This window comes from Burkholderia sp. Bp9015, assembly GCF_003853505.1.
Classification (GTDB): Bacteria; Pseudomonadota; Gammaproteobacteria; order Burkholderiales; family Burkholderiaceae; genus Burkholderia.
The window spans coordinates 74,766-88,184 of the sequence record NZ_QTPZ01000001.1; the positions used below are offsets into that span (position 1 = coordinate 74,766).

At 70.6% G+C, this 13,419-nt stretch carries 2 protein-coding genes; one reads left to right on the forward strand and one right to left on the reverse strand.

The window, feature by feature from the left end; all coding sequences use genetic code 11:
* The first annotated feature begins 236 nt into the window (after window positions 1-236).
* Window positions 237-12,623 (forward strand): LWXIA domain-containing protein, encoded by a 12,387-nt coding sequence (locus DIE12_RS00360; RefSeq protein WP_124519408.1) that lies wholly within the window; start codon window positions 237-239, stop codon window positions 12,621-12,623.
* Between the two features lie 119 nt (window positions 12,624-12,742).
* Here the strand turns inward: DIE12_RS00360 and DIE12_RS00365 are convergent, their stop codons facing one another.
* Window positions 12,743-13,402 (reverse strand): response regulator transcription factor, encoded by a 660-nt coding sequence (locus DIE12_RS00365; RefSeq protein WP_124519409.1) that lies wholly within the window; start codon window positions 13,400-13,402, stop codon window positions 12,743-12,745.
* Between the last annotated feature and the right edge of the window lie 17 nt (window positions 13,403-13,419).

Below are 13,419 nucleotides of genomic sequence, written 5' to 3' on the forward strand. Positions count from 1 at the left end.
TATTTCTGACCCGATGCGCGGCAGCGAGCAAAATTTTCCGCCCGAAGCGCCAAGGACCGAATCGCGGCATCGGGTTGATTGCGTTCGTAGCGCGGGTCTTCCCGCGCTGCCGCAACCGGCCCGGCGACTACGTAATGCGCGGCCTTTTCACGTGCGCCCGTTCGGCACAATGGACCATTGCGCGTGGCCCGCCTGCCGCTGTGCCGGCACGTCACGCATGCCGCGGGAGAACGGACATGGTGTTGATGGCTGTGGGCGGGGGCGGACCGGTGAACGTGCCGCAGCCGCAGGATGACAACGATCCGGCACCGACGAACGAGGCCGGCAGCACCCCGCCGGCGCAGACGCCGGAACAGCAGGCCCTCGCGGCCGCCCAGGCCGAGACGCAGCGCCTGCTGCAGCTCGCGCAGGCCGAAATGGCGACGCTCAAGCGCCTGCACGACCAGGGCGCGTCGCAGGCCGATCTCGACAACCAGGTGAAGAAGGCCGAAGCGGCATGGGGCTCGGTGCAGGCGGCCGTCGAGAACCAGATGCGCGTCGCGGCCGACGGCGGCGGCGACACGAACAAGGCGATCGCGGGCGTGGCCGCGGATCTGCGCAATGCGACGCCGAACGATCCGGTGCTCGGCTCGGTGCTCGACGATGCGCAAAAGGCGGTGTCGGCCGAATCGGCGCCCGAGCGGGCGACCAACGTGAAGGCGTTCCAGTTCGCGCTGGCGGTGCAGAAGGACCAGGCCGCGAACGCCGACGTGAAGCAGTACGACGCGCTGCCGGGCGGAATCCGGCGCGCCGATCCCGACACCGGCGTGCAACTGCGCCAGGCGGCCGGCACGGCCGACACGAATGCCAACAACGCCTACACGGCCCTCACCACCGCGTTGCGCCACGAGTACAGCACGTCGGCTGCGACGCTGCGCCTGAACGACGCGAAGGCCGACTACGCGGCGTGGCAGAAGGAGCCGGGGGGATTGCGCCGTGCCGACGAGGCCGACGTCACGCAGGCGCTGGCACAGGCGCAGAGCCAGTACGACAAGGTCGTGACGGGCGGCGACGACACCGCACTGACCTACGTGACGGCCGACGAGCAGAAGCAGGTCGTCGCGTCGGTGAAGCAGAATCACGACGGCATGTGGTACACCGGCCTCGTCGACGCGCTGGGCGAGGAAAGCCAGCTCAAGCGCACGATCGCGACGATCAATCCCGACGATCCGTCGCTGTCGCCGCAGATGAAGCAACTCGCGCAATCCGATCCGGTCACGTTCGCGCTGTTGCAGGACACCGGTGTGACCGTCGATCCGAACGATCCGAAGCTGTCGCCGCAGGAGAAGGCGCTCGCGCAGCAGAATCCGCTCGCGGAAGCGTTCGTCAAGCTGACGGGCATTCCGGTGAGCACCGACGGCAAGAGCGACGCGGACGCGAAGGCGCTGAACGCGAAGATCGACCAGGCGGGCGGCGTGTTCGCGTACGCGATGGCGCAGGCGGACAAGAACAATCCCGGTTACCAGAAGATCCAGACGCTGCTTGCGGCGGCGCCCGAGGTGCGGCTGCAGTACACGAAGCAGCAGGTCGCGCAGCTGATGCAAGTCCCGGGCAGCAATCCCGGCGCGGCGCTCCAGGTGCTGAAGACCAACATGGACGCGTCGTTCTCGCTCGACGAGCGCCAGACGCTGTGGACCCAGGCCGGCCAGCCGCATTTCGACGCGAAGTTCATCCATACGCAGATCGATCCGCTGATGCAGAAGCCCGATGCGGATGCAACGGATCAGGCGAGCATGCGTGCGCGTTACGACGACACGATGAACGCCGACAAGGCCGGCAAGTGGATGCAGGACATCCTGAACAATGCGCCGCCCGAGTTCGCGGGCGTCGTGCTCGATACCGTCGAGCACGATTTCGGAAACAAGTGGATGCAGACGAACACGGGCACGCCGCAGCCGTACGGGCAAGGCACCGAGTTCTACAAGGGGCTCAGCAAGGCGGTCGGGCTGGCGGACCAGCAACCGACCGCGAGCGGCGTGCCCGTGCGGCGCGAGGACGACGTCGCGAACTGGCTGCTTAACGACAAGGGCAACGCGAAGACGCTGATCTACACGCTGCGCGGCAGCAACACCGGCTACGGTTTCGACACGGTGCGCGAGGCGCTGTCGTCGGGTGTCGATCCGGCGCTGTCGAAGGCGCTGCTGTCGAAGATGCAGAACGACGACCGGTTCCAGGCGGGCTTCGCGAACGACTTCCAGCTGCGTTACGACCAGGGCACCAAGAGTGCGCAGAACAAGCAGAACAAGGACGCCGCCAACGCCAGCTACAAGCTGTTCCAGGCCGATCCGGACAAGCAGCTGAAGGCGTATTTCGACGACTTCCAGAAGAACTTCGACGACAAGTCCTACACGTTCGCCACCGGCTCCGACCAGATGACGAACTTCGTCGGCGCGGGGCTCGGAATCCAGCCGGACGACCCAGCCGCGACGCCGACCGACCGCAACGACGTGCCGTCGATGGCGATGCTCGAGCAGTTGATCGTCGGCAACGGGCAGTTGCAGAACGGGGTGGCGGTCAACAGTCGGTCGCTGTACGCGAGGAATTCGGCGGCGACGCAGATGATCCAGACCGTCGTCGACCAGATCCGCAAGGTCGGCGGCGACCACGCGGTCGTGTCGCTGGTGCCGATCTACTACGTGTCGAAGGGGACCGGTACCGCGCCGAGCGCATTGTTCAAGGTGCAGGTCGCGAACCATCCGGACCAGTTCAAGCTGATCGACGATCGCGGCTGGAAGTACGACACCGTCGACGACTACCAGCACAACAACGCGCTGTCGGACGACGGCAAGCTGTACGTGCCGAAGAGCCTGACGAACGGCGCGGCGTCCGGCGGTTACGCGCAATACGAATCGATCGACGCACACAAGACGGAGTGGTACCAGCACGTCGAACACTATCTCGAGATCGGCACGGGGATTCTCGCCGCGGCCGGCGGTGTCGTGCTGGTCGCGAGCGGCATCGGTGCGCCGGTCGGCGGCCTGATGCTCGGCGCCGCGTGGACCGCGGTCGGCGCCGGGATGGCGGTCGGCGTGCCGGCCGCGATCGGCGACCTGAACAATCTGAGCGAGCACGGGCAGTCGATCGGCTTCGGCAATGCGCAGGCGCGCGGCGACTGGATCAGCCTGATCGGCAGCGGCGCGGGCATCGCGGGCGGCGGGCTCGGCGTCGCGGCGAAGTCGCTCGCGGAGGCGTCGTCGCTGCTGCGCACGACGGGCCAGGTCTCGGACATGGTCACGCTGGCATCGCGCGGCGAGGGCGTGACGGCCGACGTGGCCGGTCTCGGCCGTTTCGCGCAGGAAGCCGACGCGTTCCAGTCGGTCGCGCAGACGACGGGCCGCACGGCCGGCGTGCTCAACGTCACGGGCGGCGCGATCGGCGGCTATCAGATGGTCGACCAGGGCGTATCGCTCGTGAAGAACTGGGACGCGATGTCCGATTCCGATCGCGCGCAGCAGTTGCTGAACCTCGGGATCGGCGTCGCGCAGATGGGCCTCGGCTCGCATACGCTGATGGAACGGCCGATTCGGGCGATCACGAAGACGCCGGCCCCGCCGGCGACGCAGCGGCCGCTCACGATCGACGTGGCGAACGCGATGTTCGCCAACGGGCTGGCGAACCAGCGCCTCGCGGTCGGCGAGATCGGCAACCCGTGGCAGCACGCCGAGGAACAGGCGGCCAGCTTCGGCGAGCCCGTCGGCGACGGCGAGCCGGTGTCGCCGGCGGAAGGCGGGCTGCGGTCGCGCTTCACCGCGTGGCTGCGCGCGCGCCGCACGCAGGGCACGCCGGACGACGGCGACGCGATCCTGCTGCGGCTCGCGCCCGATGCCGAAGGGATCGACGGCGAAGCGACGCCGGCCGTTGCCGCCGCGATCGCGGGCGATGATGCGACGCCGGCCGGGGCCGGCACGCCGGCGACGGCGGGACGCCCCGCGTCGTGGCCCATTCCCGCGCATGTGGCGGCCGATCCGGACGCGCTGGCCGGCGTGGTCGGGTCGATTCTCGACAGCGGCAACCGCCTCGAGGACGTCGAATACTACGTGTACGCCCTGGAGGACGGCGAAGGGAACGTGCGCAAGCCGGACGAAGACGGACTCCCGTCGACCGAACGCGGCAACCTGGGAGACGACATCCGGGCGGCGAACGCGGACGCGCGGCGCGCGGCGGCCGGGGACGATCCGGTGAAGCTCGCGGCCGCCGCCTCCAGCGAGGACGGCACGATCGGCGTCACGCGTTACGCGTCGTTCCACGACGCGATGATGGTCGCCCGCGGCGGCGTGGCGGCGGGCCGCTACCAGGTCGCGCTGGTCGACCACGGCGCGCTCGCCGCGGACGGTACGGTGCCGCCCGAAGCGGTGGTCGCCCGGGTCGGGCTAAACGACGCCGGCGACGCGCTGATGCTGTCGATGAACGACGCGTACGATCGCACGCTGCGCGTGATGTACCCGCGCGGGTTCGATCCCGCCAAGCCGCTGATCCGCAGCGAGGACGGCCGGCGTGTCGACGTGATCAACGCGCCGCCCGGCATGGACGAAACGCAATGGGGCGCGTATCCGCGCCGCGAAGCCGACCTCGCGATCTATTCGAACCATCCGGACCAGCCCGAGAACCGGCTGCCGGCGGGCGAGCGGCCATTGATGCCGGTGCCGCCCGGCTACTTCGCGGTGTACGCGCATGCGTGGTCCGACGCGTTCGCGAGCGCGACCGGCAAGCCGATGAGCGCGGAAGACCTGGCCGAGCTGGTGCGCCAGAGCGGCTGGGACGGCAAATCGCCGGTGATCCTCTATGCATGCGGCGCGGGTACGCGGGTGAGCCCGCTCGCGCAACTGCTCGCGAACGTGCTGGGGGTGGACGTGTACGGCGCAAGCGGCTTCGTCGCGTGGCGTTCGCCGCGCTATCGCAGCGACGGCAGCCCGGACTCCGGCTATACGACCGGCATCGTGGTGGAGCCCGGCGCCCCCAGTCTCGCGGGGAAGCCGGACCATTCGGTGCAGCATGCGCCGCGCACCTACCGCTTCTCGCCGGCGCTGGCGGTCATCGACCAGGGCGCGCACGCGGTCGACTGGAGCACCGTGGCGCCGCGCCCGGTGTCGAATCGCTGGGGCGGCAGCGGCGCGGCGGGCGACGCGCGCGTGCCGCTCGGTGTCTACGTCTGGCGCGTGCTGACGAATCGCGGCGGCGCGGTCATCAATCCGCGCAGCCGCAGCCCGGCGAGCGCGCTCGAGATGACCCACGCGCTGGAGGAACTGGCGTGGAAAGGCTATACGCCGGGCACGCCGATCGCGCTGGAGGGGCCGCACAGCGGCGCCGATCCCGAACTGCTGCAGGAGTTCGCGGACCTGATCCAGGCGCCGGTGTTCGGCCGGCTCGGCGACGACGACGCGGCCGGCTGGCGGCGCGCGATCCCCGATCCGGGGCGCCGGCTCGCGCGCTTCCAGATCGAACCCGACGTGAACGGCAAGTTCTCGCCCGGCCGCGCGCAGCCGGTTCGCGTCAATCCGCTGGAATTGCGGCCGGTGCCGGGCTCGAATGTCGTGAACCTGCTGGGCCACGCGACCGCACGGCAGTTCCTGAAGGTGTCGGGCTTCGACATCGCCGAATCGCATGGCACGAAGCCGCGCGACGTGAGCTGGGACAGCGCGATCGCCATCACGAAAGACGGCAACACGATGTCGCCCAGGGAATTCGCGCGCAGCCTGCTCGAGGATCCTGCCTACACGGAAGGCAACGGCGTGCTGCTGACCGGCTGCTATCTCGGCTCCGGCGGCTACCCGTTCGCGCAGGAGCTCGCGTATGAACTTCAGGTGCCCGTGATCGCTTCGATCGCGTCCAATTCGATACGCGGCACCGGTGCGCTGGAACTGCACCCGAACAGCGACGACATCGTCGTGCCGGCGCACGATCCGGACGTGTCGACGCGGCTCTACCTGCATGTCCCGGAGGCGCCTGACGCGAGCGAACCGCCGCTGGTGTTCGCCCGGCGCGGCGAACCCGTGCCGGGCACGGTGGCGCACGGGTACGACGGCGCGCCGGTCGAACCGGTGCGCCCGATCGACGCGCAGATCGATCCGGACGCCGACAGCGGGCCGCGCGGCAACACCGGCACTCCGGGCGATGCCGCGCGGCCGGGCGCGACGGCACATGGGCCGGCCCAGCCGCAGCTCCCGGCGCATCCGCGTCTCGCACCAGAGCCGGATGCGGGCGAGCCGCCCGTCGACGAGCCGGTTCCGGTCGTCGACGTCGCGCCGGGGCAGATTTTCACGGCGGACGAGTGGGCCGCGCGCACCGAGCAGGCCGCCGAGGCCGAAGCCGACGACGGCCTGTCGGGGATTCCGCAGAAGACGTACCGGAACAACAGCCGCGTCTATACGGACCGCGCGATCGCCAACGACGGCGTGATGACGACGACGATTCGCGGCGAGTCGGTACTGCAACCGGGCTTCGACGACGTGACCGGCGTCGACGCGACGCAGCACCCCGAATTCCTGCGTCCGGCCGACACGCTTTTGATGCCGGCCGGCGACCCGCTGCATCCGGTCGGCGCGCGCGGGCTGATGTCGCCGCCGGGCCATCACGTCGTGTTCGGACACGGCATGTCGGCCGATGCGATGCTCGGCCCGGAAGGCCGGCCGGTGACGCCGGACGAGGTGGCCGAGCGTGTCGCGCCGCAGCTCGAGGCGGGGCAGGACGTGACGCTGTATTCCTGTTTCGGCGGGTCGGACAAGCGCGATCCGTTGCGCGTCGCGCCGGGCCAGGTGCGGGCCGCGAGCGGGACGTTCGCGGCCGCGCTCGCGCAGCGCCTGTCCGAACTCACCGGGCGGCCGACGTCGGTCTGGGCGCCGCAGGACATCCTGCTCGTCAAGCCGGACGGCTCGGCCACCGTGCGCGTGACGCGCCGGACCGGCGAGGTCGACAGCGATCGCCTGCCGATGCAGCGCTTCGTCGGCGATCCCGCGCGGGCAGGCCGCCCGGCACTGCCCGCCGGACCGGACGTGGAACCGGCGCCGAGCGCCGCGCATACGGCGCCGCCGCCACGGGCCGAGCGGCCGGCGCGTCCGACGGTGCCGCGCGTGCCCGATCCGACGTTCGCCGATCCCGGCTACGACTTCACGCCGATTCCGGACGGCACGTTCGAATCGGTCACGCTCGACCATCCGTTCCGCAGCGCGCTGGCCGACCGGCCGGGCGTGATCGGCGATGCCGCGCGCGTGACGCAGGCCGGCGGCACCGTGAGCCAGCACTGGCCGAGCTATTTCCTCGACGGCCCCGAGCCGACCCGCGTGATCGACGACGTGATGCAGGCGTTCGACGCGGCCGGCCTGACGAACCTGCGCGTCGAATTCGTGACGGGCGACGGCAGCATCGTGCTGGGCAGCGGCACCGATTTCGGCGCGCTCGATCCCGAGGCGGGCTGGTTCCGGTTCAGCGGCACGGTGCCGGACGCCGCGGCGTCGGCAGCGCACGCGACGGGCCGCACGGCCGCCGAAGCGCGGCGCGCGTTGCCGGAAGGCGTGACGACGGTCGCGCACGACGATCTCGGGCAGGCGCTCGATGCGGCGCAAGCCGGGCCGCGCAATCACGCGTACGTGCCGGCCGATGCGCTGCCGGACGACACCGCGTTCGCGCAGGGCGACCTGACGCCGGCGGAACGCGTCGCGGCCAGCGCCACCGCGCACCTGGCCGCGGTCGAGGCCGCCGCACCGGCCGACGTCGTGCTGCTGTCGGCGCTCGGCCACGATCCGGCGAGTGCGCTGCGCATCGCCACGCCCGACGGCGGCTCGCTGTTCAAGCCGGCCGGCGTCGACATGTACGTCGTGCGCACCCGCGATGCGGCGACGGGCGACGTGTCGTACCGGCTCGTCGGCGTCGATCGTTCCGGCTTGCCGGAAGGCTATGCGGCCGTGCATGCCGGCGGGACGCGCGCGCTCGGCGCGGTCGACGGCAACCCGACCTGGCCGAGGTTCGGCCACGCGGGGCCGGCCGGCCGTCTGGCGAGCCCGGCCGGCGACCCGGCAAGCAACCCGTCCGCCGCGGCGACGCCGGCCACTGTTTCCGGTCATTCAGCCGCCCCGGCCGCGCCGCAGGGTGCCGCAGCAGTCGAGGCGGCAACTCAGGAGCGCGCCGCCGACTGGCTCGACACCCTCGGCCGCCGCACGCTCACGCGTGTCGACGGCCGGCATGCGCCCACGCTGGACGGACTCGCCCGGCAGCTCGGCCCCAACGCGCATGTGCTGGTCACCGCGCATCACACGCCGCCCGACGGCGCCGCGGCCTATACGCCGCCGGCCTTCGTCGCGGTGCTCGAGACCGACGCGAACGGCGCGCTCGGCCCGGTGCGGATGCTGGACGGCAAGCGCGTGCCGCCCGCGCTCACCAAGGCGCTGGAAAATGCCAACAGCGGCGGCCGACGTGCACGCGGCAAGTTCGATTTCCATGTGTCGCCGGTCGCGCATGACGAACTGGTGGCGTTCGGCGGCCCGTCGAAGATCGAGACGCCGGACGGCAAGACGTCGTGGGACGTGACGGCGTCGGGCCATGCGATCGAGATGACGCTCGCGGGCGACGTGTCGAAGCTGCAGGATGCGCCGGTCTTCAAGCGGCCGCGCCAGGCCGTGCGTGCGGTTTCCGGCGCGCAGCGCTGGATTCACGTGGTCGACGACGAGACGGGCAAGGTGCTCGGCCATGCGGAACGCAACACGAATCACGAGTGGAAATATTTCGAAAAGGCGTCGCTCGGCGATACGGAGATCCCCGAGCAGGATCTGCGCACGGTGTTCCGGCGCCGCCGCCGCGGCGGCATTCCGGTCGGCCGGTCGCCGCGCCGCGGGATCCGCTTCGTCGTCAGCGACGTGGCGCCGGCCACCGTCGACCGCATCGGCGGGTTCCGGCCGGCGAAGGCAGCGCCGGCCGTCGAGAAGAAACCGATCCGCTCGGCCGGCGACCTGTTCCAGTCGATCGTGCCGGTGCGCCGGCCGCTGGCGCGCGCGGAGCAGGGCGACGACGCGAACGCCGCGCCGCTGGCGCCGGTCGATCCGCATCTGTTGCCGTCGGACCAGTCCGCGCTCAACGCGGTCGACTTCAGCGGCAACAGCGTGTCGCACCTGCTGACCGCGATCCGCAACGGCGCGCTGGACGGCGGCCGCCATGTGATCTACGTGTTCAGGACGGACGGCGCGGTGGCCGAGGCGCTCGGCGATCCGCTCGGCGTGATCGCCGAGCGCGATGGCGAGATGCGCTGGTTCGACAAGATCCCGCAGGTCAGCAACAAGAACCATCCGGGCGTGCCGCTCGACGCCATGCCGATCGGCAACGATCGCTTCGGCACGGACGTGCATTTCCTGCTCACGCAACTGTCGCCGCGCGATTTCCTGACCAGCGCGCGGCCGACGCGCGTCGCCGCGCTCGAGGCGCGCGCGAAGGCGCTGCACGATCAATGGAAGGCGGCGGAAGCGCGCGGCCTGCACTCGGCGCCGTTCCGCGCGCTCGCGGCGCGCACGCGGCACGGCTACAACGAGGTGCTCGCGGACTTGCGGCGCCTGGGGAGCAAGGGCACCGCGCCCGAGCCGCTGTCGATCGAGCCGTACCAGCCGGGGCTGTCGTCGGCGACCTCCGTCGAGTTCAGCCTGCGCCACGGCGCGGCGAAGCCCGAGCAGTATTTCGCGACGCACCAGCAGATCGAGGCGTACAACAAGCAGGCACAGCGGCCCGGCGACGTGAACCTCGTGCTGAAGGGCGAGCCGCAGGCCGTGATGGTCGACGTCGGCATGTGGCGCACGCTGCTCAACAAGCTGTACGTCGCGCGCGACGTGTCGACGTCCGCATCGCGGTTCCTGCCGGTGCCGGGCAAGCTGCGCGCGCGGACGCGCAACCTGGGCGCGGCGACCGTCGCCGACAAGCGGATCCGGCAGATCTTCACGCGCTCGAGCGAAGCGTTGCAGGATCGCATGGTGCCGATGGCGCGCTCGTTCTCGCTGAGCGACGATCCGGCGTTGATGGGCGCGCTGGTCGAGCGGTATGGCGGCGTGATGCCGGTCGTCACGCTCGTGATCGATCCGCATTCGCTCGCGGCGGTGCTCGGCAAGGCGCACGATCCGGATTTCCTGCGCGCGGTGCGCGCGCTCGGCGACCAGAAGCGCGCCGTGTTCGACGGCGAGAACGGGATGATCCATCCGGCCCCGGGCTCCGACGGGAAGGCGCTCGCGCTCGACGATCTCGCGCATCTGCATCGCTGGCTCGACGAGGCCGCACGCACCGGTTTCGCGATCCGGCTCGAGACGGCGCCGTCGCGCGCGCTCGTGTCCGGCGCCGACTACCGGTTCCAGTCGGGCACCAACGACACGTATCACGATTACGTGCGTGTGATGACCGCCCTCGAACGCTGGTCGAACGCGCATCCCGACACGAAGGCGCCGAACGTGATGGTCACGTTCCACGGCTGGGACGCGGTGCCGGAATCGGTGCCGGGCGGCGGACACGAGAAGCTGCTGCGCGCGGTGCTCGAGCGCAAGGGGCTCGAATGGGTGCACACGGGGCTGTCGTACGGCACCCACGGCGCCGACTTCATCGGCAACCAGGATCTCACCGGCGCGCTCGCCAAGCTGATCGTGGAGAACCGCAACCGGCCCGGGATCATCGATCGCCTGCATGGCGCCGATGCGCTCACGCGCGTGTTCGAGCGGGTCGACCGGCAGACGCTGGCGAACCAGCATCAGCTGCTGTTCGCGGAAGTCGAGCGGCTCGGCGCCGCGGACGGCATGACGCCCGCGGACATCGCCGCGCTGCGCCAGAAGCTCTACGAAGGCAACACGACCGTCTGGCTGAACCAGGCGCGCAAGGCGACGATCGAGCATGCGATGCCGCTGTGGGACGCCGACGGCAACCCGCCGCGCACCGGGACGGACGAGGGCGCACGCAGGTTCGGCGGCCGCTGGCTGGCCGACTACGGCACCGGCGTGCCCGACCGCGTGACCACCGGCAAGCGGCCGGCCGCCGCCGACCCGCTCGACCACTGGCGCGCGGTCGTGCACGATCCGGCGCTGATCAACGACGGCACCAAGCCGATCGGCACGAGCCGCCGGGAAGCGGCGCAGCTCGCGAAGGTCGACATTCCCGACGCGAAGCGCGCGCAGGCGGAACTGCATGCGCTGCGGGTGCACGACGAACCGATCGGCGAGAACACGCCGCCGCCATCGTCCAGGCGGATCGCCGGCGACATCGCGGCGGCCACCGTGACCGGCGGCGCCGGCGCGGGCGTGCTCGTCGCGGTCGGCCGGGAGTCGGTGCGCACCGCGACGAACTCGCTGTATGCGGGCCTGCGGGTCGGGCGCGTGTTCCAGGCGCTGCATCACGGCGCGGTCGCCAGCCTGAAGAACGGCGATCCGCGCGTGTTCGATCGCGTCGTCGACCGGCTCGTGCGCGGGCTGCAGGCACAACTGAAGGCGAACGGCTTCGACGTGGACGCACGCGGCGCGCAGCTGGAGCAGATCGCGCACGAAGGCAAGGCGATGGCCGCCCAGCTGCGCGCGCTGAACGACGACGGGATGCTGTCGTTCGACGATACCGTCGCGCATACGAAGGCGATCGCCGCCGACATGCTCGCGCAGATGCAGGGCGTGGTCGGCGGGACGTCGCTGAAGCTGCTGCATCACGGCAGCCCGCGCCATTCGATCGGCCGCGTCGGTCGCGTGCTGGCGCTCGGCGGCTACGGCGGTTCGATCACGATGAATGCGTTCAGGGCGATCACGCACGGCGACCTGCTGGCCGGCGGACAGGCGATCGGCGGCGCGTTCAGCGCCGTCTACACCGGCATCGTTTACAAGGGCAGCCTGCGCGGCGTGAATGCCGAGAACCGCAGCCAGCTGGCGCGGATCGCGAGCGCGACCGGCGACTACCTGACCTCGGCGGTCGGCATCGCAACCGGCGTGCATACCGCGCTGACCGTGGATCCGGTGACCGGCACGCTGACCGCGATGTCCGGCGCGCTGCTCGGCGCCGGGCGGCTGCATTCGCATTTCCCGAACGCGACGCCGTGGATGGAGCGCTTGCCGACCGGCATCGCGCTGGCGCCCGTGGCGATCTTCGGGATCATGCAGGGGATCAGCCTGTACACGTCGGCAACCGCGTCGGACGATCAGCACAAGCCGCCGGGTTCGTCGCCGAAACCGTCGGGTTCGAGTGCCGGGGCGCCGACGCCGGGTGCGTCGTTTGCGCCGTCGCCCGGCACGACGAGCGCACCGGTGCAGCCGAATGCGTCGGCAACGCCGTCGGGATCGGCGACGGGATCGGCGTCGGCGAGCGCGCAGCCGTCGGGTACGTCATCGCAACCGGCGCAGCCTTCGACGGGTGCACCGAGCCCCGCGCCCACGCCGCTGACGGCGACCGTGGCGGCCGGCGATTCGTTGTGGACGATCGCGCAAAGTCACGAAGGATCGTTGCTTGCCGCGGCACACGTGCCGGCCGACCAGCAGCAGCGGATGTCGGACGGTCAGCGGATCGACGTCGCGCTCAACGAGATCCTGCAACTGAACCGGAACCTGGCGAGCAAGCCGGGCGAGATCGATCCGGGACAGCAGGTCGTGGTCGGGTGACGGGGGCGGCGCGCGGAACGTGTGCGGGGCGGATGCAAGCGACGCGTCGCGCGTGACGACGAGCGACGGGCGGGCGCGCCACGACGCGCATGCATGCGTCGTCGTCGCCGGCCCGCGCGTCAGCGCAGGATTGCCTCCGCGCCGACATCGTCGGACCGCGGCAGCACGGTCAGGCCGTCGCGCAGCGCATACGCGATCACTTCGGCGACGTTGTGCAGCGCCAGTTTCGACATCAGGTTCTGTCGATGCTTGCGTACCGTGAGCACGCTGAGATTCAGCCTGATGGCGATGTCCTTGCTCGAGTGCCCGTTGGCGATCAGCACGAGGATTTCCTTCTCCCGGGCCGTCACCGGTGGCACGGCCGCGGCGGCGGTGTGCTCGAGGACATGGGCGAGCGAGTCGCTGACATAGCGGATACCCGACAGCACCAGCGCGACGGCACGCAGCAGCTCGTCGCCGTCTTCGTGCTTGAGCATGTAGCCGTCGACGCCGATCGCCACGGCCGCCCGGACCGTGGCCGGGTTCTGATTGCCCGTGACGACCAGGATCCTGGTCTGCGGCGATTGCGCCTTGATTTGCTTCGCCAGTTCGATGCCGGGGAAGCCGGGTAGATCGAGATCGAGCAGCAGCAAATCGGCCTGCGTATCGCACACCAGCCGACCGACCATCCGGCCGTCGCCGGTCTCCCCCACGACGGTCCAGTTCGCTCGCGTCTTCAGCAGCAACTTCAGCCCGTCGCGAATGATGGCGTGATCTTCGGCAAGCACGATTTTTTTCATTTTTCTTTCGCCTTCTC

Coding starts and splice junctions, on each gene's coding strand:
- DIE12_RS00360 (WP_124519408.1), top strand. CDS start 237: ATGGTGTTGATGGCTGTGGGCGGGGGCGGACCGGTGAACGTGCCGCAG.
- DIE12_RS00365 (WP_124519409.1), bottom strand. CDS start 13,402: ATGAAAAAAATCGTGCTTGCCGAAGATCACGCCATCATTCGCGACGGG.